Below are 21,868 nucleotides of genomic sequence, written 5' to 3' on the forward strand. Positions count from 1 at the left end.
GGCGCGCACGTACGGCGACTGGCGGCCGCCCTGTCGTCGGGGCGGCCGCCAGTATCAGTGCGCTGCGGGCTTTTAGTGCTCGGTGCCTGCCGCAGCAGCCTTCTTGGCGTTCTTCTCGGCGTCCTTCCCGGCGCGCAGAGCCTCCGTCTCGTGCTGTTCCTCGGCTTTTTCCTGGTGGATGACCTCTGCGAAGAGCTTCTCCATCTCCTTGGCCACGCCGGCGGCTGAGGCCGGGTTCTGGCCGGTCACCAGCCGGTCGTCGACCACGACCTTTTCCTCAAAGACACCAGCGGAGACATGGGTGGCGCCCTGTTCCTCAAGTCGGTCTGCCAAAAAGAACGGGATGACCTTGTCCTTCCCTGCGGCAACCTCCTCGTCGTTGGTGAAGGCGGCAACCTTCCTGCCCTCGACGAGGCGGAACCCGTTCTCCAATTCCACCTTCAGCAGGCCGGCCGGTCCGTGGCAGACCGCGCCCACCAAGCCGCCGGCGTTGTAGACGCTGGCCACCAGATTCTGCAAGCCTTCGCTGTCCGGGAAGTCCCACATGGTGCCGTGGCCGCCCACGAGGAAGACGGCGTCGTACTGTGCGGGATCAACGACGTCGACGCGGGCAGTGTTGTAGAGACCGGCGCGCGTGGTCTCGTCCTCGGTGAAGGCGACCTGGATGGGATCTGCTGAGTCCACCTCGTCACGCGGGGGCTGGCCGCCCTGGATGGACGCAAAGTCGACGAAATGCCCGGAATCCTTGAAGACCTTCCAGGGATGTGCAGCTTCGGCCACGTTGTAGCCGGTCTTCTCTCCGGTATCGCCGATCTCGGAAACGCTGGTCAGTACCATAAGGATTTTCTTCATGAAGTGTTCCTTTCGTCTAACTTCCACCCATTGCTTTGCCCGTCTGCCTTGCCCGTTCCGGCGGTGGGCGGCCGGTCCTACATTTCGTCCGGCCGCTGGTCCCCCTTGTGGCCGCGCAGATTCTCCTGGACCTTGCCAAACAGATCCTTGATGGTGGTTTCGGTGTTGGTCAGCATGTCCGGCTGGACGTACACTTTCTGAGTCGGGGACACGCTGTAATTCGTCTGCAGCCCTGCGGTGCCATCCACACCGTCCAGGGCGATGATCACCCCAGTGTCCTTACGCACGATGGCGCCGATGCGGCCAAATACCAGGGTGGCGTCGTCGGGCTGGAAACTGACTGTCAGCCCGACGTGTGTCCTGTTGAGATCGGTGGCCGCCACAGCTTTCTCGTTGCCGGTCCCTGCGTAGTTCATGACTTCTCCTTGCGTTAGAGAGCGACGTACGTCAGCAGTCTATGGCGGGGTGTTAAGTCAGTACAGGCCGCCCCAGCCAGGGATATAGACGGGGGCATTGAGCCGAGGGGCGGACAGCGCTTGAATGGACTACAGAGCGCAATCAGCAGGAGGCCACGGTGGATTCGCACGGCACCAGAAGTACCGACTATGTGTTCCGTACTGTGTGGCGTGTGGCCGGAACGCCGGACGAAGTGGCAGACATCCTGGGCGAACCCTCCACCCTGCCGGACTGGTGGCCCTCGGTCTATCTGGCGGTGGAACGCATCCACCCGGGCGGGGAGAACGGCGTCGGGCGGATGGCCAGGCTGCTCACCAAGGGATGGCTCCCCTATACCCTCCGCTGGACATTCACCGTCACGTCACCGATCACCACCAGCGGCTTCACGATCCGGGCTGCCGGCGACCTCGACGGAACGGGCCGGTGGGTTTTCGAACAGGACGGCCCGGAAACCGTCGTCACGTACGACTGGCAGGTCAGCGCCCACAAACCGCTGCTCCGGCGCCTGAGCTGGCTGCTGAAGCCGGCGTTCGCAGCCAACCACCGCTGGGCCATGGCGCGGGGGCAGGAAAGCCTGGCACTCGAACTGCGCCGCCGCCGGTCAGGCGCGGAACCCCACTCCGTACCCGCGCCACCGCCGCCCACGTTCCCGCGTGTGGCGGGGCGTGGGCGGCGGACGGCTTGATTATCCTCACGGGTTCAGGTCAGGCATTGGCCAGCTCTGGCTCCTTCGGTGCCTCGTCGCGGCGCCCCTTCGGCCTGGCGAACCTCAGGTAGAGCGACGGAACCACGAAGAGGTTGAGCAACGTGGACGTCACCAGTCCGCCGAGGATGACCAGCGCCATGGGATGTTCGATCTCGTGGCCCGGGATGTTGCCAAGGACCACCAGCGGAACGAGGGCCAGCCCCGTCGCGAGGGTGGTCATCAGGATCGGCGAGAGCCGCTCCCCGGCACCGCGCAGCACCAGCTCGGGACCAAACTTCATCCCCTCGTGTCTCTCCAGGTGCTGGCAGTGGTTGACGAGCAGGATGCCGTTGCGTGCCGCGATGCCCATGACGGTCAGGAAGCCCACAATCGAGCCCAGTGACAGCACCCCGCCTCCCATGAAGGCGGCGAACACGCCGCCCACGAGGGCGATCGGCAGGGTGAGGATGACCAGCGTGGCCAGGCGCCAGCTCCCGAAGGCAACCTGCAGGAGCAGGTAAATCACGGCAAGAGCCGCGATGGCGAGGGTCAGCAGCGTCCGGGTCGCTTCCTGGCGCTCCGCGAACTCTCCCTTGATTTCCGTATGGAAACCCGGAGGCATTTCCACCTTGGTGAGCCCTTCCTCCATCGCCGCCACCACCGTGCCCAGTGAACCGTCCTTCACGTTGGCCTCGATGTCGATGCGCCTGGAATGGGCATCGCGCTCGATGACGTTCGGTGTCGGCCTGAGCTGGACGCTTGCCACATCGGACAGCAGGACCCGCTTCCCGCTGGGGGTGTCTATGGGAAGGTTCCGGATGCTGGTGATGTCGGAGCGGAGACCCACGGGGCTCCACACCTGGACGTCGTAGGCCTTGCCACCCCGGTAGACGTCGCCCACTTCTTCACCGGCCACCAGCGTCGCCGCGGCCCGCCTGACGTCGCCCGGCTTCAGCCCGAGGCTCTGGGCTTTTGCCAGGTCAACTTCGACTTCGATCTGCGGCACGTCCACCTGCAGCGCCGTATGGACATCCGTCGCACCCTCGGTACTGCTGAAGATGCCCTTGATTTCCGCTGCCTTCTTGCGCAGGAGCGCCAGGTCATCGCCGTATAGGCGTACGACGACGGCGTTGCTGGCGCCCGTGAGAACCTCACGGATTCTCTCCTTCAGATACGTCTGGACGTCGCGGTGAATGCCGGGATAGCCTTCCACGACTTCCTTGACGCTGGCGAGCGTCGTGTTGTAATCCGCGGCGGGGTCGATGCTGATCCAGTTTTCGCCGAAGTTCACCCCCACCACTTCGTCGGCCGCGAACGCCTGGCCGATGTGTGAGCCGCAGTTCCGTACGCCCTTGATGGTGAGGAGTTCTGCGCAGGCCTTCTGGCTGACGCGGTACTCCTCCTCCACCGACGTACCAGGCTGGGTCACCCAGTGCATCAGGAAGTCCCGCTCCTTGAAGTCCGGCAGCAGCGACTGGCCCAGCAGCGGTGCAGTCAGGGCGCCCACCGCCGCCATGGCGCCGAACGCCGCATACCCTGCCACCGGACGCCGGACCATCTTGCTCAGGATCCAGCGGTAGCCCCGCTTGAGCACACGGACCAGCGGCGGCTCCTGTTCCTTGAGCGGGACCTTGCGCATGAAGATCAGCGCAAGGGCCGGCGTGACGGTCAGTGCTACCAGCATGGAGGCCAGCACGGCCAGGGTGTAGGAGATGGCCAGCGGCCTGAAGAAAGCACCCGTCAGGCCCTGGAGGAAGAAGATCGGCACCGCGGCGGCGATGATGATCAGCGTGGCGTAGATGATAGGTCCGCGCACTTCCAGCGAGGCCTCCAGGACCACCGAGGCGGTGGAGCGGGTTCCGCCCTGTGCCCGGTGCTGCCTGAGTCTTCGGATGATGTTCTCGATGTCGATGATGGCATCATCGACCACGACCCCGACGGCAATCACCAGCCCGGCCAGGACCATGGTGTTCACCGTGGTGCCGGTGAGGTAGAGGACGGACGCCGCCGTCACGAGCGACAACGGGATGGCGATCAGGCTGATGAGTGCTGTCCTCCACTGGAAGAGGAAGGCTCCCAGCACGAGCACCACGAGGATGCAGCCGAGCAGGAGCGCGCGGCTGAGGTTGTTCAGGGACTCCTCGATGAAGCTGGCCGGCCGGAAAATTTCCGTGTCAACGTTGATGCCGCTGAGCCCGGGCTGCATCTGCGCCAGCGCTTCCTCGACACCCTTGGTGACTTCCAGGGTGTTGCCCCAGGGGAGCTTTTCGACGATGAGCATCAGCCCGTCACCCTGGTTGATGACGGCGTCACCGATGAGCGGCTGCTGGTCTTCCACCACTGTGGCGACGTCGCCGAGCTTCAGGGGTGTGCCGTTGCGCTGCTCAATGGTCACCTCCGCGAGGTCCTTTGCGGTGGTGATGGGCAGCACGTGCTGGACGCTGATCCGCTGGTTCGGCGTGCCGATGAAGCCGCCGGTGCCTATGACGGCACCGGGCGAGTACTTCAGCAAACCGGCATCCAGCGCATCGGCAGTGACTTCCATGACCTCGTTCAGGGTGACGTCCTTGGCCTTCATCTTTTCCGGGATGGCCTGGACCTGGAGCATCTGCAGGCGTTCGCCCCAGATGGCAACGTTTGCCACGCCGGGAACCCGCAGCAGGTGTGCCCGGATTTTCCAGTACGTGATCATGGACATCTCGATCAGCGAGCGTTCATCCGAGGTCAGGCCGATTTTCATGACCCGGCTCGTGGATGAAAGCGGCTGCAGCATCACCGGCGGCGCCGCCCAGGTGGGCAGCGTCGGGGTGACCGTAGCTATCCGTTCTGAGACGAGCTGGCGGGCCTTGAGCAGGTCCGTGCCCGGTGCGAAGATAAGCACGATCGAAGACAGCTGGGGTACCGATTTGGACCGCAGGTCCTCCAGCCGCTCAACGCCGTTCAGGGCATCTTCGAGCGGAACGGTCACCAGCTGCTCCACCTCGGAGGCGGTCAGGCCGATGCAGATAGTCTGGATTTCGACCTTCGGCGGGGCGAATTCGGGAAAGACGTCCACTGAAGCCGTGCTGAGCTGGACGCCCCCGAACGCCATCATGCCCACCGCGATGGCCACCACCAGCGCCCGGAATTTCAGGCTGAACCCGACAATCCGGCGCATCTCAGTGCGCCGTGTCGAATTCGGCGCCGAAGAGTTCCGCGGCACCTACGGTGACAACATCAGTTCCTGCTGCCGGGCCGGTGCGGAGCCGGACCACGTTGGCCGTGATCCGGTCAACCGTGACGGCAGCCCTGATGTACGTCCGGGGCTCCGGGTTGGTGTAAACCCAGGTCTTGCCGGTGGCATCGTAGATCAACGCCCCGTACGGGACTTCCAGTGCGCCGCCTGCGCCCTTTGTAACCTTGGCAGTCGCCAGCGACAGCCTCTCAACAGCCTTGTCCGTCAGTGTCAGCCGGCTCAGGTCCCCTCCGGCCTCTTCCTTGGTGGCCGCGGCCACCCCTGCCGGCGCGGCTTCTTTCTTGACTGCGGCGCATCCGCTAAGTCCCACGGAGACTGCCCAGGCCAAGACGAGAAGAAGACGCCAGCCCCCAAAACCACCATTGCTTTTCATGACAATTCCGACCTCTCTTGCAAAACCGGACCGTTGTTAATCACCAAAGAACTTCCCCAGTCCGTGTTGGCGGCCGGACCAAGACGAAGGAAGAGGATTGGCAGGATGTACAGGGTCAGCAGGGCCGTGGTGATCAGGCCGCCCCACACGATAAGCGCCAGCGGAAGCAGCATGCCTGCACCGACGGGACCACCCAGCAGCACCAGCGGTACGAGCGCCAGGCCGGTAATAACAGTGGTCAATACCGTCGGCTGGAGACGCTCGGAGGCCGCCCGCTTCATGTTCACCGACGCCGGCGCCGAGGGAGCCTGCGCCTGCAGGGACTGATAGGTCCCCATCAGCACGACCGCATCCCGGATGGCAAACGCCAGCACGGCTGCCAGCGCCACCAAGACATACACCGAGCCGAAGCCCCCGGTCAGATCGGCCGCAACCACGCCGCCGGACAAGGCCACCGGCAGCAGCACGAAGACCAGCCCCGCAAGCCGCCAACTGCCAAGGACCGTCAGCAGCAGCACCAGGATGCCGATCGCCGCAGCCGCGGCCAGCCACCAGATCAGTGCGCCGGCGGACTGCTGCTCGCCGAACTGCTTGGGGATCTCCGCGTGGTATTCCAACGGGAACTGCATTCCCTTGATCGCAGCCTGAACTTCATTGGTGACGTCGCCAAGGCTCCTGCCCTGCAGATCAGCCACCACATCCACACGGCGGGACGTGTCGTCGTGGTTGATCACGGTCTGGTTCGGGCTGAGCCTGACCTTCGCTACGTCGCCAAGCCGGACCTGCCCGCCCTCTGGCTTGTCAACCAGCATGTCCTCGACGCTGGTCAAGCTGTTGCGCGTGCTCTGCGTGCCCTTGACGATGACCTGGAACACCTTCTGCTGCTCGAACAGGAACCCAACCTCGATGCCCTGCAGCACAGTGGCAGCGGCACGCCTCACATCGCCGGGCTTGATGCCCTGCTTCTGGGCAGCCGCCAGATCCACCTCGATCTCGGCTACGGGCTGGTCGACGGTGACATCCACCCGCGGGTCAACGACGCCGTTCGTGCGTGACAGGATCTGGCGGATTTCATCGGCCTTCTCCCGCAGAATCGCCAAATCAACGCCATAAACGCGCACCCTGAACTGACGGTCGTCCACCGCGGCGGCGGCGCTAACCTGCTGCTCCGGGTAGGTGGTTACCTTCGCTGTCAGGCCGGGGTAGCCCTCCACGATCTCGCGGACATCAGACCGTACCCTGGTGAAGTTCATGCCTTCGTCCATGGTGACCCAGAGTTCACCGGAACTCACGTTCGACGAGTGGTCCGAGGTGATGGCCCGTCCCACATGGCCGCCCACCGCCGAGACTCCACGAACCTTGCTCAGCTCTTCTCCGGCGTTCGTCATCACCCTGTTCATAACATGCGGACTCGTCCCCGCGGCGGCTTCCCACTCCACGAGGAGGGTCCGGTCAGGCACGGAACCCACAATGGGCAAGTCCTTGGTCAGGCCCGGCACCACGGCAACCGCTGCGATCGCCATGACCGCCGCCGTGATCGCCACGATGGGAGCAAGGGCCCCGGTGAACGAACCCGTTGACCGGCGGTAACCGAGCTTCATCTTGCGGATTGCCGACAGGCTCCGGCGGGGCCGCCTGGCCCCGCGCAGCAGCAGGCTGGCCAGCGCCGGCGTGACGGTCAGGGCCACCAGCATCGCCACAGCCGTGGCCAGCAGGTAGGACAGCACCAGCGGTTTGAGGAAGGCCCCGTCCACGCCCGGCACAAACAGTGCAGGCGCCAGCGCCAGCAGCGCGGCCAGACCGGCGAACAGGACAGGAACCCGGGAACGCTGCAGCCCATGCGCGAGAAGGCTCTCCCGCGCCGCCCTGTCACCGGTCGCTTCGCTCCGGAAACTGTGCAGGTCCAGAATGACGTCACCGATGACGACCACCAAGGCCAGGATCAGTCCGGCGAAGGCCATCGTATTAAGCACGGCCCCCTGGAACTGCAGCACCAGTGCCGCGGCCATCGCAGCCACAGCAATGGCAACAAAGGCAAGCAGCGCATACCGCCAGGACCGGAAAGCCAGCCCGATAGCGGCCGTCACCACCAGCAGGCTTACCAGCAACGCCACACCCAGCCCGCTCACAGCGGACTCGACGAACGATGCCGGACGGAACACGGTCGAATCCACCGTGATCCCCGTGAGGCCCGGGCGGAGTCCGTCAAGAACATCCTCGATGCGCTTCGTCACATCCCCAACGCTGGTATCCGGGAACTTCTCGATTACCAGCAGCAGGCCCGGCGACTTGCCGGTAACGGCATCGCCGATCAGCGGCTGGTGGTCCTCGCTCAGCGTGGTCACATCGGAGAGCTTCAGCGACTTGTCAGCCGCACCCTCGACGCTGACTTTTCCAAGGTCCGCGGGAGTCCTGATGGGAAGCACGTGCTGGATGCCGATTCGCTGGTTCGCGGACTCCAGGAACCCGCCGGTGCCTGGCGTGGACGCCTCAAGGAAACTGAGGGGCGAAACCCACACAGCGTTACCGGCCGTCTCAATCACCTGGCCAAGCGTGACGTTCTTCGCGCGGAGCTTTTCCGGATCCACCTGGACCTGGAGCTGCTGCTCGCGTTGGCCGTAGATGGACACGTTCGCCACGCCGGGAACGCCCATGAGCGCGGGCTTGATGTCCCAGCGTGCCAAGACCGACATGTCGATCGGCGAGACTTCGTCGGAGGTCAGCTGGACCATCATGACGCGGCTCGTCGAGGACAGCGGTTGCATCAGCACCGGCGGAGTGGAGACGTTCGGCAGGGCAAACGCCTGCGTCAGCCGTTCCGCCACCAGCTGGCGTGCCCGGAAAATATCCGTGCCCGGCTCAAAGACCATCTCAATGGATGACAGGCCCGGAACGGACTTAGAGCGTATCTCGTCGAGCCAGGCTACGCCGTTGAGCAGGTCCGCCTCCATGGGCGACGTGATGAGCTGCTCAACTTCGACGGCGGACAGGCCCAACGCCTCGGTTTGAATTTCCACATGCGGTGGAGCAAATTCGGGAAGATTATCCACCGGCATGGACGGCAGGGCGGTAATTCCGAACCCTAAAATGCCGGCAGCAGTGGCCAAAACGATCAAACGAAACTTAAGACTCCAGCGGACAAGCCAACCGGTCATATCCTCAGCCCCCATCGCGATTGGCTCCGGCAGCGTTGCCGGGTCCAATAACTGATGCGCCTTATTCAGGATCACCCGCAGCGGCGTTGCCGCGGGTGAATGCCGAGCTGCCTCCCACAACCCTGCACGCCTCCGGCAGAGCCGGGGGCGGTGCTGGCTGCGGGAGTGATGGACAAGCGCGGCCAGACTATGAGCTGTAATTCCTATCCGAATTGAACTTATCCAATTCGTGGACAAGCGAGACCAAGTTCATTCTGACATAGGGAAATGGGCATATCAACGGACTTTCCGCCTATTTATCGGGCGTTTTATCGGTCCTGGCATGATTTATCGTTGCATCATTCATTGGCCGCACCCGGCCATCCGATCGGCAACGCCGCAGGCCACCCGGCGGCCGGTTCACCCGGCCGAGCTCCGCATGCTTCCAGGGTCCGGATGTCACAATCCGGGCACCAAATCGGCCAGGGGGCCGTGGCTTCGTTGACTCAGGCAAAAAGGGCCGCAATGTTAATGCCATGAGGCTTCAGCGAATCAACAATGGACTGATAGGCACGACGGCGGCTGCCGCCCTGGCGCTTTTGCTCACCGCCTGCGGACCAAGCCAGCCGGCCGGCCAGTCGGGCACGGAACCGGCGGCAGGATCCGCCTCCGCGAGCACCGGCCAAGCGGCCCCCGAAACGTCCGCCCCGCCGTCGTCCTCGTCGGCAGCGGCGCCTTCAGCGACGCCGACCAGGCCCACAGCCGCCAGCGCCACATCCTCGCCGGCATCCACCGGTGCCGGAAGCCAGCTCTGCAAGACATCCGCCCTGAAAGCCTCCACGGATTCCACCGGCGGCGGCGCCGCCGGCAGCGTCTACATGCAGCTGATCCTGACCAACAGCGGCACGGCTTCCTGCCACCTCAAGGGCTTCGCCGGCGTCTCGCTGACCAGCGGCCCCAACGGCAAGCCGATCGGCGCGCCCGCCCAGCGGGACACGTCCGCGCCGGTGACCGATGTGCTGCTGGCTCCCGGACAAGCGGGAAGCGCCGTGCTGCGCTACACGCAGGCCCACAACTACCCTGACTGCGTCCGTGTGCAGGCTGCAGGATTCCGGATCTACCCGCCCGAGGACACAGCTTCCCTTTTCGTGGCCAGGCCGTCAGACGCCTGCAGCAACGCCTCCATTGAGCTCTTGACTGTCGGTGCGTTCCAGGCCCGCTGATTAGGGCACATGTTCCGGTCCTGCAGCTGTTTCTCCGCCGTGCATCCGTCAGTACACTGTCGGTTACGTCAGGTCTTTGCCGGCAGGCCGGGCCCGACGCAGGTTTGGGCCCCGGGCTGGCTACCGTTTAAGGCAGGTTGATCTACGTGACGTCGCTTTGGTTGGACCGCACCGACACTTTCAGCGGAGACGACTTCCGCCAGGGGGAGGCGTACGACACTGTCATCGTTGGCGCCGGCCTCACGGGACTGGTCACGGCGCTCCTGCTGGCACGATCCGGTAAGAACGTCCTCGTGCTCGAAGCCAGGAGCCCTGGCGCCGTGACCACCGGCAACACCACAGCCAAAGTCACGCTGCTGCAGGGAACCGTCCTCTCGGAGCTCCGGCAGCAGTACTCCGAGAAGATTGTGGATGCCTATGTGGCGGCCAACCGCGAAGGGCAGGCCTGGCTGCTGAGGTATCTGGAAACCCGCAGGCTTCCGTTCCAGGAACGTGACGCCTATACCTACGCCACCACGCCGAAGGGTGCCGAAACGCTACGCGCGGAGCTCGCCGTGGCACTGGCCGCCGGCGTCGAGGTGGACTACGTGCGCGACGCCGGCCTCCCGTTCCCCGTCCACGGATCCGTGCGCCTCCGCGGGCAGGCCCAGATTAATCCCATGGACGTTGTCCTTGCCCTGGCCGAGGACGTCCGCTCGCACGGCGGCACCATCGTGTCCGGCGTCCGGGTCCAGAATGTGAGCGGAACAGGCCCGTCCACGGTCGAGACGGACCGCGGTGCGGTGCGCGCCAACGAAGTGGTGCTGGCCACCGGCACGCCGATCCTGAACCGCGGCCTGTACTTTGCCAAGCTCAAGCCCAACCGCTCCTACGCCGCCGCGCTGGAGCTGTCCGGATCTTCGGCGCCGCCCGAGGGCATGTACCTGTCCGTGGAGCAACCGGTCCGGTCGTTGCGCGACTACCCGGCGGACGGCCGGCGCCTGCTGCTGGTGGGCGGCAACGGCCATCCGGTAGGGACGTCAGGGTCGGAGCAGGCGCACCTGGACGAGCTCCTGGCCTGGGCGGGCTCGCACTTTCCCGGCTCCGCGGTGACGCACACGTGGTCCGCCCAGGATTACCAGGCCTCGAACCTCATGCCTTTCTTCGGAAAACTTCCCCGCGGCCGGGGCCGGATTTTCTTCGCCACCGGGTACAACAAGTGGGGAATGACCAACGCAGTGTCCGCGTCGCTCAGCATCGCCGCGGACATCCTCGGCGGCCACTTGCCGTGGGCCGACACCATCCACCGCCGTGTCACGTCCCCGCTGGGCGCAGCATCCGCCGTGGCGCTCAACGCCGGCGTGGCAGCCACGATCGCGAAGGACTGGGGCAAGGCCGGACTGAAGAAACTGCCCCAGTACGGCACCGCCGCGCCGGCGGAAGGCACGGGCACCGTCACCCTTCGCGGCCGCAAGCCGGTGGCAACGTCGACAGTGAACGGGGCATCCTGCTCCCTGTCCGCCGTCTGCACGCATCTGGGTGGAATCGTGCACTGGAACGACAATGAGAAATCCTGGGACTGCCCCTTGCACGGCTCCCGCTTCAGCAGCGACGGGCAGCTGCTCGAAGGGCCGGCAACACACAACCTTCCGCCGGCCGAGTAGCCGCTTCTGGCCGGCTCACGCCCGCAATCCAAGGCGCCGGGAATACTGTCAGTGCGTTAGGGCATGATGGAGGCATGCAGTCGCAGGGGACCGCCGGCACATCCGGCGGCACATCTTCGGTGGACACCATGGGCCAGTTCAGCCGGCCCACCCGCGAGTGGTTCCTTGGTGCCTTCGCCGAGCCGACGCCCGCCCAGCAGGACGCCTGGAAAGCCATCTCCTCGGGTTCGCACGCCCTGGTTGTTGCCCCCACCGGCTCCGGAAAGACGCTCGCCGCCTTCCTGTGGGCGCTGGACCGGCTGCTGGTTTCCGGAGCGGCGGTGGCCGCCGAATTGCCCGGGCTCGAGGCTTCTTCCGAGGGCAAACGGCCCAGGGCCAAACGGCCGAAGCGGAAAACCCGCGTACTGTACATTTCGCCGCTCAAGGCGCTTGGCGTCGACGTCGAACGCAACCTCCGCTCACCCCTCATCGGCATTACGCAGACAGCCAAGCGCCTGGACCTCCCTGCGCCGCTCATCACCGTGGGCGTCAGGTCCGGGGACACCCCCGCATCCGACCGGCGGGCCCTGCTCAGCAACCCGCCGGACATCCTCATCACCACCCCGGAATCACTGTTCCTCATGCTTACCTCCAAGGCCCGGGAAACGCTCAGCGAGGTGGACACCATCATCGTGGACGAGGTCCATGCCGTGGCCGGCACCAAGCGGGGCGCCCACCTCGCGGTGTCGCTGGAGCGGCTTGATGCACTGCTGCCCACGCCGGCCCAGCGGATTGGACTCTCCGCCACAGTAGAGCCACGGGAGCTCGTGGCGCAGTTCCTGGCCGGCTCCGCCCCGGTGGAGATCGTGGCACCCCCTTCCCGCAAGAACTGGGACCTCACAGTGTCAGTCCCGGTGGAGGACATGTCTGACCTCCAGGGCGCCGCCGGCGCCTTCGACTCCGGCCCTGCCTCGGGGCTGCAGCCCCAGGCCTCCATCTGGCCGCACGTGGAGGAGAAAATCGTGGACCTGGTGCTGGCCAACCAGTCCACCATTGTTTTTGCCAACTCGCGGCGGCTCGCGGAGCGGCTGACCGCACGGCTGAATGAGATCCACGCCGAACGGCAGCTCCTGGCCGTCGGGGGCGGCGGCTGGGAGGACCCGGTGCCGGCACTGTCCGGGGGCGTCCCGACGTCCACGGGCACGCCGGCACACATGATGGCCCAGGCCGGGAGCACCGCAGGCGCCGAGCCGCTGCTCGCCAGGGCCCACCACGGCTCCGTGTCAAAGGACCAGCGGGCACTGATCGAGGACGATCTGAAGTCCGGACGGCTGCGCTGCGTCGTGGCCACGTCATCGCTGGAACTCGGCATCGACATGGGCGCCGTTGACCTCGTGGTCCAGGTGGAATCGCCACCCTCGGTGGCCAGCGGGCTGCAGCGCGTGGGCCGCGCCGGGCACCAGGTGGGCGAAGTCTCGCAGGGCGTCCTGTTTCCGAAGCACCGGGCGGACCTCGTCCATACGGCCATCACCGTGGAGCGGATGCTCGGCGGAAAAATCGAGCGGCTCAGCGTTCCGGCCAATCCGCTGGACATCCTGGCCCAGCAGACGGTTGCGGCCACCGCGCTTGGCAGCATCGACGTCGAGGAGTGGTTCGCCACCGTACGGCGTTCGGCGCCGTTCGCCACTCTCCCCCGCTCCGCCTTCGAGGCCACCTTGGACCTCCTGGCAGGCCGTTATCCCTCCGATGAATTCGCCGAACTTCGTCCGCGGATTATCTGGGACCGGAACGCCGGGACCATCGAGGGCAGGCCCGGAGCACAGCGGCTTGCCGTCACGTCCGGCGGGACCATCCCGGACAGGGGCCTGTTTGGCGTGTACATCATCGGCACCGAGTCGGAGGGTGCGGCCTCACCCGCCGGACCAGGCGCGGATGGCAGAGCGTCCGGCACACCGTCCCCGGCCAAGGGCGGGCGGCGCGTTGGCGAACTCGACGAGGAGATGGTCTACGAGTCCCGGGTCGGCGACATCTTCGCCCTCGGTGCCACGAGCTGGAAGATCGAGGACATCACCCACGACCGCGTGCTTGTCTCCCCCGCTTTCGGCCAGCCGGGGAAGCTCCCGTTCTGGAAAGGGGACTCCCTGGGCCGGCCGGTCGACCTGGGCCGCGCCCTCGGCGCGTTCGTCCGGGAACTGTCAGCGTCCGACGTCGGCCCTGCCACCGACCGCTGCAAGGCCAGCGGCCTCGACGACTTCGCCGCCAACAACCTGCTGCAGTACCTCAGCGAGCAGAAGCTGGCCACCGAAGTGGTGCCCAGTGACACCACCCTCGTGGTGGAACGCTTCCACGATGAACTCGGCGACTGGCGTGTCATTCTCCACAGCCCCTTCGGGATGCCCGTGCATGCGCCGTGGGCACTGGCCGTGGGCCAGCGGCTTCACCAGCGCTACGGCCTGGACGGCTCCGCCATGGCCGCGGACGACGGCATCGTGCTGCGCGTTCCGATGATGGAGGACGAACCGCCCGGGGCCGAACTGTTCCTGTTCGACCCGGAGGAGCTCGAACAGATCGTGACGGCCGAAGTGGGCGGCAGCGCCCTGTTCGCCTCCCGCTTCCGCGAATGTGCAGCCCGCGCCCTGCTGCTGCCGCGACAGACTCCGGGCAAGCGGCAGCCGCTGTGGCAGCAGCGCCAGCGGTCCGCCCAGTTGCTCGACGTCGCCCGGAAATACCCGACCTTCCCGATCGTGCTGGAAACTGTCCGCGAATGCCTTCAGGATGTCTACGATCTGCCGGCCCTGAAAGAAATCGCCGCGTCCGTGGAACGCCGTGAGCTCAGGATCGTGCAGACCACCACCCAGCAGCCTTCGCCGTTCGCCAAGTCGTTGTTGTTCGGGTACGTGGCACAGTTCCTTTACGAAGGCGACTCCCCTCTGGCCGAGCGCCGGGCCGCCGCGCTGGCGCTCGATTCCACCCTGCTCAACGAACTGCTGGGCCGCGTAGAACTGCGGGAACTGCTGGATGCCAGGGTCATTGAGGGCACGGAGCTGGAACTGCAGCGCCTGGCCGCCGACCGGAAAGTCCGCGGACTCGAAGGCGTCGCCGACCTCCTGCGGCTGCTCGGTCCGCTGTCGCCGGAAGAGGTGGCGGCCAGGCTGGCTCCGCCGGTTGAGCCCGTCGAAACCGCGCCGGTTGGGCCCGTCGAAACCCAGGTCGCCAGCCCGCTGGTTGAGCCCGTCGAAACCGCGCTGGTTGAGCCTGTCGAAACCTCGCTGGTTGAGCCCGTCGAAACCTCGCTGGTTGAGCCCGTCGAAACCCGGGCCACCGAGCCTCCTCTGACGGACGCCGTCGCGCACCTCGCCGCCCTCCAGCGCGCGAACCGCGCCATCAAGGTGAGCATCGGCGGCACCGAGAGATTTGCCGCGGTGGAAGATGCAGCCCGGCTGCGGGACGCCATCGGGGTCCCCCTGCCGATGGGCGTGCCCCTTGCCTTCATTGAGCCGGTGGCGGATCCCTTGGGCGACCTCGTCTCACGCTACGCGCGCACGCACGGTCCGTTTACCGCTGCGGAGGCCGCTGCAAGGCTGGGACTTGGTGTCGCCGTCGTCGGCACGGCACTGAAGAGGCTCGCCGCCGACGGCCGCGTGGTGGAGGGCGAGTTCCGGCCCCACGTCGAGCAGGTTGCGAGCCTGACCACAGGCCCCGTAACCCAAGGTCAAAGCGCCGGCCCTGCCCAGGCTCCTGATGCTGCGATCGCGGCCGAGGTCGAGCCCCCGGCGGAGCCGTCCCCTGCCGAGGACGCTGCCGCACCGGCAATCATCATTGGCCCGGCCGGCAGCGAATGGTGCGAGGCCGAGGTACTCCGCAAGCTCCGCCGCCGTTCCCTCGCCGCGCTGCGCGCCGAGGTGGAGCCGGTGGACGCCACTGCGTACGGGCGGTTCCTGCCCGCCTGGCAAAACGTCCGCGCCCCCGGGGCCGGCCGCGGCCAGCCCGCCCTGCGCGGCCTGGACGGCATCGTCACGGCCATCGATCAGCTGTCCGGCGTGCCCATTCCGGCGTCGGCCTGGGAACCCCTGGTGCTGGCCAGCCGGGTATCCAACTACCAGCCAGCCATGCTGGACGAGCTCATGGCCGCGGGCGAGGTCCTCTGGTCCGGTGCCGGCTCCCTCCCCGGCAATGACGGCTGGGTCAGCCTGCATCTGGCCGACTCCGCGGAACTGACGCTGAATCCGGCGATCGACTTTGAGCCCGGCGACGCCCAGCAGCGGCTGCTGGACCATTTGCAGACCAACGGCGGCGGCTATTTCTTCCGCCAGCTGACGGACATTGCCGGCGGAATGGATGCAGTTCTCAGCGACCAGGACGTCGTCTCCGCGCTGTGGGACCTTGCATGGGCCGGCAGGGTCACCGGCGACACGTTCGCGCCCGTACGGTCACTCATCGCCGGCGGGCACACTGCCCACCGCCAGGTAGCCAGGGCACCCCGATCACGGGCTCCGCGGATGAGCCGGCTGGGACGGTCACACGGCACGGGACTGCTGGGCTCTCCTGGGCTGGCCGGCGGACGGTACGGCTCAGTCACCGGTTCGGCTCCTACTCCGCCGCTGGCAGCCGGGCGGTGGTCTGCTCTGCCGTCCCCGGAGCTCGATCCCACGATCCACGCGCGCGCCATCGCGGAGCTGCTTTTGGACAGGTACGGCGTGGTCACCCGCGGCTCGGTCATGGCGGAGAACATCCTGGGCGGATTCGGACTCATGTACAAGGTGCTGGCCAGGCTCGAGGAAGCCGGACGCTGCCGGCGCGGCTACTTCATCGAACACCTCGGCGCGGCCCAGTTCGCCGTGCCGGCCACGGTGGACCGCCTGCGCTCATACTCCGAGGACACACAGCTGGCCAAGCCGGAGCCGGTGGCCTTGGCCCTGGCCGCCACTGACCCTGCCAACCCGTACGGTGCCGCACTGTCCTGGCCGGCCCTGAGCGTGGAAGCGGGCAGCGGGCACCGTCCGGGCCGCAAGGCGGGGGCCCTTGTCGTCCTGGTGGACGGCGCCCTGTCACTTTACGTCGAACGCGGCGGCAAGACACTCCTCGTCTTCACCGAAGACGAACCCGTCCTTGCCGCGGCCGGCGCGGCCCTCGTCGACGTCGTGAAGCGCGGAGCCGTGGACAAGCTTGTTATGGAAAAGGTCAACGGCCACGGCATCCTGGACACGCCGGCCGCAGTGGCGCTGACGGCGGCAGGCGCCTACTCCACCCCGAAAGGACTGAGGATCCGTGCCTGAGGGCGATTCCGTGTGGCGGGCCGCCAACCAGCTGCACGGCGCCCTGGCCGGCCAGAAACTCATCGCCTCGGACTTCCGCGTGCCGCGCTTCGCCACGCTGAACCTTCAGGGCTGGACCATGGAAGAAGTGGTGCCGCGGGGCAAGCACCTGCTCATGCGCCTGGTCAGTCCGGCCGAGGAACGGCTGACCATCCATTCGCACCTCAAGATGGAGGGCAGCTGGCAGGTCTACCCGCCCGGCGGCCGGTGGCGGAAACCGGGATTCACCGCCCGGTGCGTGCTCCGCACTCCCGCGGCAGACGCCGTCGGCTTCTCCCTCGGACTGCTTGAGGTCATCCGGACGTCCGAGGAGGACAGGGCCGTGGGGCATCTGGGGCCGGACCTGCTGGGCCCTGGCTGGGATCCGGCCGAGGCGGAGCGGCGCGTGGCTTCAGCGCCCGAGGTGCCGATCGGCGTCGCCCTCCTGGACCAGCGCAACCTTGCCGGCATCGGCAACATCTATCGCTGCGAGGTGTGCTTCCTCGCAGGAATCCACCCGGCCTCGCCAGTCGCGGCCGCGGCGGATCTGCCCGCCATGTTCGCAGATGCGAAGCAGCTTCTCGAGGCCAACCTCGGCCCGGGCCGCCGGACTACCGTGCTCAACGCGCGCGGGACGCCGGTGGGCCGGGCTGCGGGCCGTCCGGGGTACTGGGTCTACCGGCGTGAACACCAGCCGTGCCTTCGCTGCCGGACTCCAATCCGCCACGGGGTATTGGGCAAGAGCGTGCCGCGCGGCGGTGCGCCCGGGTCAGCCACGCCCGCATCCACCGCGTCGAAGTCGGGCGCTCCGCGTTTGGCGCCGGACCTGGTGACCGAGGAGCGCGACATCTACTTCTGCCCCAAGTGCCAGCCCCTGCTTGGAACCGGCGGGGCCTGACAGGACGCGCAGACCGCGAGGGGTACACGGAAACGGCGTGACGACGCGTGCATTCGCGCGTCGCCACGCCATTTGCTTGTCACGGCGGGCCATCCGCCTCGTCAGGACGCGGCCACCGGCGCTTCGGCCTCTTCCACGCGGCCGGCAGCGTCCCCGCGGGCACCGCGCCCCGTCCCGGCGGCGGGGACCATGAAGCGCGGCAACAGAACCTGGACCAACGGCCCGATGGCCAGGGCGTACACCACGGTACCCACACCCACGGAGCCGCCAAGCAGCCAACCCGTGCCCAGGACCACCACTTCGATGAGGGTCCGGGACATCCGGACGGACCATCCGGTGCGCCGGGCCAGGCCGGTCATCAGTCCGTCGCGGGCTCCCGGACCGAACCGTGCACCGATGTAGCAGGCGGACGCGATCCCATTGAGCACCACGGCCCCGCCGAGCATGGCAATCTGGCCGCCGAGATGGGAAAACACCGGGATCAGCGCCAATCCAACGTCGGCGAACACGCCCACAAGCACCGCGTTGCAGAGTGTGCCGAATCCGGGCCACTGCCTCAGCGGGATCCAGAGCAGCAGCACCAGGAAACTGACGATGATCACCACCAGGCCAATACTCAGCCCGGTCCTGCCGGCAATTCCCTGGTGAAACACGTCCCACGGATCAAGGCCAAGTCCGGCGCGGATGAACAACGCCAAGGAAAGGCCGTACATGGCAAGGCCGGTGAAGAGTTGGAGGAGTCTGCGAGTCATCATTGAACCATCCTGACCGCAACTGGCATTGATTTCCATAGCCAGTCTGAGATACTGGCCTTATGTCCGGATCCCTCAGCCCCACGGCCCTCGCGCGCCTTCTGGGCCAGTGGCACCTCGGTGCCACACCCGCCTACCGCGAGCTGGCCGACGTCGTCCGCCTCCTCGTCCTGGACGGACGCATTCCGCTGGGAACCGCGCTCCCGAGCGAGCGGACGCTGGCCGCGACTCTGGCCGTGAGCCGCACCACCGTGACAGCGGCCTATTCAAGCCTGCGCGAGCAGGGCTTTCTCAGCAGCGGCCAGGGCACCCGCGGACGCACCTGCCTGCCCAGCAGCTCGGACCGTGCTCCCGGGACCGAAGCAGCAGCCCGCGCGGGACTGTCGGGCGCGCCGGGACTCGCAGTCCCCGACGGTGTCATCGACCTGGCCTACGCCTCCCTCCCGGCCAGCGGCGAAGTAGTGCACCGGGCGTTTGCTGCCGCCCTGACCGAGCTGCCGGCACTGCTGCCTGGTTTCGGCTATGACGCACTGGGCGTCCCCGCGCTCCGGGAGGCAATCGCCGGCCGGTACACCGCCGTCGGGGTATCCACCACGCCCGCCCAGATCCTGGTGACGTCCGGTGCGCAACATGCGCTGAACATCGTGCTGCGTGCCATTGTGGGCAGGCAGGACAAGGTGCTGGTGGAGCACCCCACCTATCCGAACGCCCTCGATGCCATCCGGGCAACGGGCTGCCGGATGGTTCCGGTGGCCCTGCGTCCCACACCTGAAATGGGGTGGGACCTGGACGCCGTGGAGGCAGCGCTGATGCAGCAGCGCCCCAGACTGGCCTACATGGTCCCCGACTTCCACAACCCCACCGGCCGGCTCATGTCCGACGCCCAGCGCCGCCGGCTGGTCCGCGCCGCCACCGCGTCCGGCACGGTCCTGGTGGCGGATGAAACCCTCCGTGAGTTGAACCTCGACGGCGGGACCGCGGCGCCGCTCGCTTCCTTCAGCCCCGCGGTGGTTTCCATCGGATCACTGAGCAAGTCTCACTGGGCAGGATTGCGTACCGGCTGGATCCGCGCGTCAGAAAGCCTGATCCAGCGCTTCGCCGCCGCCCGGACCACCATGGACCTGGGCGGACCGGTGGTGGAGCAGCTGGCGGCCGCCCATCTGGTGCGCACCCTCACAGAGCCCCTGCCGGCCCGGCTGGACGCGATGAGGGAAAGCCGCGCCGCACTGCTGGATCTGCTGCGGGCGCACCTGCCGCAGTGGCAGCCTGAACGGCCCTCCGGCGGCCTGGCCGTCTGGTGCCGGCTGCCCGCCGCCAGCAGCACGGCACTGACCGTTATCGCGCCCGAGTTCGGCATCCGGCTCGCGGCCGGCCCGCGCTTCGGCGTGGGCGGCGTCTTTGAGAACCATCTCCGCGTGCCGTTCACCCTGCCGCCGGACAAGCTCGAAACGGCCGTCCTGGCTTTACGCTCCGCCCAAGAGCGGCTGGACGCGGCCCCGCAGCTGCGCAGAACACTCAAGGACTCCCCGGCCGCAGCCATCGCGTGATACCCAATGGCTTGCCGACGCTCTCTCACCTCACGCACGATCCGGGCTGACGCTCTCTCACCTCCTGCACGATCCGGGCCGACGCTCTCTCATCTCACGCACGATCCGGGCCGACGCTCTCTCACCTCACGCACGATCCGGGCCGACGCTCTCTCACCTCCGGCACGATCCAGGCCAACGCTCTCTCACCTTTCGCCAGAAACCGGAACGCTCCCTCACCGCGTGAGAGAGCGTTTCGGTTTCAGCGACAGGAGGTGAGAGAGCGTTCCGGTTTAAGCCGCAGGAAGTGAGAGGGCGTCCCAGACCGTTTTCGGGTCCTGAGGCTGTTAGGCGTAGACCCTGGCCAGGAAGCCGCCCCAGGCTGCGGCCGTGGCCTCGGAATCGCCGCTGCCGCTGAAGTCGTGCACAGTCATGCCAACCGGCGCGCCGAAGGAGTTGCGGCCGAAGAACCGGTACAGGGCGTTCCCGGTACGCAGGCCGAGGAAGTGCTCATTGGAGAAGTCCACTACCCCCGACAACCGCCCCACGCCGTCGAGCTCTGTCTCCACCGCATCGCCCGCGGACGAGCCTTCCACACGGAGCGCTTTCTTCAGCTGCATAAAGCCGTCCGGCGTCTGCGAGGACGCGGGCGCCTGCACGTCCGTAAACACCACCGGCCTGCCGTCGAAGTGCCTGAGGTACTGCCCCAGGGTGTGCAGGTAGAACTCGGTGTGCTTGCTGGCGCCGTCATACTGTTCATCCCAGTTGTCCACGAAGATGCCGCTGTGGACGTAGTGGAGTTTTGTGCGACCGCCGTCGAGCGGTTCCAGCACGTGCTCCAGCTGGTTGAACCAGCCGTCCGGCCCGTCCATGCGCGTCACGAGGTGGCCGGGGTATTCGTCGACCGTGCGGACAGCGGGCCACTGGTCCGTGGGGAACATCCACGCCGGGGTGTCCTTGGTGACGGCCTCCCAGACACGCTCCGGAGTGCCAGGCAGTTCGGTGTCGAAAACAATCTCGAATTCGCGGTCGTCAGTCATTGTCCTGCTCCTTAGCTGGTGATGTTGCGGTTATGCCTGTGGTGGTGGCCGGGCTGGGCTCCGCCAATGTTGGTTCGACCGGCTTGAGCGTCGGATGGAGCGCGACGACGAGCCGGTGCTTTCGTCCGCCCCCGCCCGAGGCCGCACTGCGTGCGCCGGCGGCAGCACCGCCGTCGTGATACTTGTCCACGAGCCGTGTGACAGCGACACCGAGCTCTTCGGCGAAGGCCGCACGCTCCGCGGCGGAACGGAACGTGATCTCGCCGTCGATCGCGAACGTGGCGAGCTTTTGCCTGGCCGCGGCAGCACCGGCGATAAGCTTGCCGACTTCCTGGACCATGCGGCCGGCGAGCGCCAGCAGCCAAAAGGCCGAGAAGCGGTCCGAGAACCTGTGCGGGTCCGGCGCCACGGAGGCCAGCGCCGCCGGTGAGATCAGGTACGATGCGGCCGTGGCCTGCAGCACCCGCTCGGTGACATTGCCCTTGCGGCGCTCCTCCACGAGCTCCACCAGGCCGTGCCGCTCGAGAGCCTTGAGGTGGTAGTTCACCTTCTGCCGCGGCAGCCCCACCTTGCCTGCAAGCTGCGTGGCGGACCCCGGCTCTGCGAGCTCACAGAGGATGCGCGTGCGGATGGGATCCAGCGAAGCCTCGGCCGCTGAGGGATCCTCAATCACTTCGATATCCAACATGCCTCCAGTCTGCCCACCGACAACTTTATTTGTCAAGAATTTTTTTCTCGTCGGTAGCTCGCGGTTACTCGATGTGCGCAACATCCAGCA

Annotated in this window: 14 protein-coding genes; 6 read left to right on the forward strand and 8 right to left on the reverse strand. The window is 66.8% G+C overall.

Annotated features, from left to right (window positions below; all coding sequences use genetic code 11):
- Positions 1-72: 72 nt before the first annotated feature.
- Positions 73-852, reverse strand: a complete 780-nt coding sequence (locus tag AC1D14_RS17430; protein WP_230118794.1) for a type 1 glutamine amidotransferase domain-containing protein — start codon at positions 850-852, stop codon at positions 73-75.
- 77 nt (positions 853-929) lie between these two features.
- The gene (locus tag AC1D14_RS17435; RefSeq protein WP_230118793.1) at positions 930-1,268 is read right to left on the reverse strand and encodes a hypothetical protein; all 339 of its coding nucleotides are present in this window, start codon (positions 1,266-1,268) and stop codon (positions 930-932) included.
- A gap of 158 nt (positions 1,269-1,426) precedes the next feature.
- Here AC1D14_RS17435 and AC1D14_RS17440 point away from each other — a divergent pair, with 158 nt between their 5' ends.
- Positions 1,427-1,993 (forward strand): SRPBCC family protein, encoded by a 567-nt coding sequence (locus AC1D14_RS17440; protein WP_230118792.1) that lies wholly within the window; start codon positions 1,427-1,429, stop codon positions 1,991-1,993.
- A gap of 19 nt (positions 1,994-2,012) precedes the next feature.
- Here the strand turns inward: AC1D14_RS17440 and AC1D14_RS17445 are convergent, their stop codons facing one another.
- The 3 genes from AC1D14_RS17445 to AC1D14_RS17455 are packed head-to-tail and all read right to left on the reverse strand — an operon-like array spanning position 2,013 to position 8,771.
- Positions 2,013-5,150, reverse strand: coding sequence for an efflux RND transporter permease subunit (locus AC1D14_RS17445; protein WP_476875127.1), 3,138 nt, complete (start codon positions 5,148-5,150; stop codon positions 2,013-2,015).
- A 1-nt stretch (position 5,151) separates the two neighbouring features.
- Positions 5,152-5,601: a hypothetical protein gene (locus AC1D14_RS17450; protein WP_230118790.1), complete on the reverse strand. Its 450-nt coding sequence runs from the start codon at positions 5,599-5,601 to the stop codon at positions 5,152-5,154.
- Positions 5,598-8,771 (reverse strand): efflux RND transporter permease subunit, encoded by a 3,174-nt coding sequence (locus tag AC1D14_RS17455; protein WP_476968887.1) that lies wholly within the window; start codon positions 8,769-8,771, stop codon positions 5,598-5,600. Before AC1D14_RS17455 ends, AC1D14_RS17450 begins: the two co-directional genes overlap by 4 nt.
- 500 nt (positions 8,772-9,271) lie before the next feature.
- On the opposite strand from AC1D14_RS17455, the gene AC1D14_RS17460 reads away from it, so the two are divergent.
- The 4 genes from AC1D14_RS17460 to AC1D14_RS17475 all read left to right on the forward strand — a co-directional run bounded on the left by AC1D14_RS17460 (position 9,272) and on the right by AC1D14_RS17475 (position 17,772).
- A complete protein-coding gene (locus AC1D14_RS17460) occupies positions 9,272-9,958 on the forward strand; it encodes a DUF4232 domain-containing protein (protein ID WP_476968888.1) in 687 nt (228 codons plus the stop codon).
- A 146-nt stretch (positions 9,959-10,104) separates the two neighbouring features.
- Entirely contained in the window at positions 10,105-11,601 is a 1,497-nt protein-coding gene (locus AC1D14_RS17465) for an FAD-dependent oxidoreductase (RefSeq protein ID WP_230118787.1), read from the forward strand.
- Positions 11,602-11,675: 74 nt separating this feature from the next.
- The gene (locus AC1D14_RS17470; RefSeq protein WP_476968889.1) at positions 11,676-16,856 is read left to right on the forward strand and encodes an Lhr family helicase; all 5,181 of its coding nucleotides are present in this window, start codon (positions 11,676-11,678) and stop codon (positions 16,854-16,856) included.
- Positions 16,849-17,772 carry a DNA-formamidopyrimidine glycosylase family protein gene (locus AC1D14_RS17475; RefSeq protein WP_230118785.1) on the forward strand — a complete coding sequence of 308 codons (924 nt, stop codon included), beginning with the start codon at positions 16,849-16,851 and terminating at the stop codon, positions 17,770-17,772. The genes AC1D14_RS17470 and AC1D14_RS17475 overlap by 8 nt, the downstream gene beginning before the upstream one ends.
- Positions 17,773-17,873: 101 nt before the next feature.
- Here the strand turns inward: AC1D14_RS17475 and yczE are convergent, their stop codons facing one another.
- Complete coding sequence (gene yczE / locus AC1D14_RS17480; protein ID WP_230118784.1) at positions 17,874-18,527, reverse strand: membrane protein YczE; 654 nt, start codon at positions 18,525-18,527, stop codon at positions 17,874-17,876.
- 59 nt (positions 18,528-18,586) lie between these two features.
- On the opposite strand from yczE, the gene yczR reads away from it, so the two are divergent.
- Positions 18,587-20,071, forward strand: coding sequence for a MocR-like transcription factor YczR (gene yczR, locus AC1D14_RS17485; RefSeq protein ID WP_230118783.1), 1,485 nt, complete (start codon positions 18,587-18,589; stop codon positions 20,069-20,071).
- 326 nt (positions 20,072-20,397) lie between these two features.
- On the opposite strand, the gene AC1D14_RS17490 is transcribed toward yczR, so the two are convergent.
- Complete coding sequence (locus tag AC1D14_RS17490; RefSeq protein WP_476875124.1) at positions 20,398-21,090, reverse strand: SRPBCC family protein; 693 nt, start codon at positions 21,088-21,090, stop codon at positions 20,398-20,400.
- A complete protein-coding gene (locus tag AC1D14_RS17495; protein ID WP_476875123.1) occupies positions 21,083-21,778 on the reverse strand; it encodes an ArsR/SmtB family transcription factor in 696 nt (231 codons plus the stop codon). The genes AC1D14_RS17490 and AC1D14_RS17495 overlap by 8 nt, the downstream gene beginning before the upstream one ends.
- Positions 21,779-21,868 lie beyond the last annotated feature (90 nt).

Source organism: Arthrobacter sp. P1_B11 (assembly GCF_056406715.1).

Coding starts and splice junctions, on each gene's coding strand:
- AC1D14_RS17430 (WP_230118794.1), bottom strand. CDS start 852: ATGAAGAAAATCCTTATGGTACTGACCAGCGTTTCCGAGATCGGCGAT.
- AC1D14_RS17435 (WP_230118793.1), bottom strand. CDS start 1,268: ATGAACTACGCAGGGACCGGCAACGAGAAAGCTGTGGCGGCCACCGAT.
- AC1D14_RS17445 (WP_476875127.1), bottom strand. CDS start 5,150: ATGCGCCGGATTGTCGGGTTCAGCCTGAAATTCCGGGCGCTGGTGGTG.
- AC1D14_RS17450 (WP_230118790.1), bottom strand. CDS start 5,601: ATGAAAAGCAATGGTGGTTTTGGGGGCTGGCGTCTTCTTCTCGTCTTG.
- AC1D14_RS17455 (WP_476968887.1), bottom strand. CDS start 8,771: ATGGGGGCTGAGGATATGACCGGTTGGCTTGTCCGCTGGAGTCTTAAG.
- AC1D14_RS17460 (WP_476968888.1), top strand. CDS start 9,272: ATGAGGCTTCAGCGAATCAACAATGGACTGATAGGCACGACGGCGGCT.
- AC1D14_RS17470 (WP_476968889.1), top strand. CDS start 11,676: ATGCAGTCGCAGGGGACCGCCGGCACATCCGGCGGCACATCTTCGGTG.
- yczE (WP_230118784.1), bottom strand. CDS start 18,527: ATGATGACTCGCAGACTCCTCCAACTCTTCACCGGCCTTGCCATGTAC.
- yczR (WP_230118783.1), top strand. CDS start 18,587: ATGTCCGGATCCCTCAGCCCCACGGCCCTCGCGCGCCTTCTGGGCCAG.
- AC1D14_RS17490 (WP_476875124.1), bottom strand. CDS start 21,090: ATGACTGACGACCGCGAATTCGAGATTGTTTTCGACACCGAACTGCCT.
- AC1D14_RS17495 (WP_476875123.1), bottom strand. CDS start 21,778: ATGTTGGATATCGAAGTGATTGAGGATCCCTCAGCGGCCGAGGCTTCG.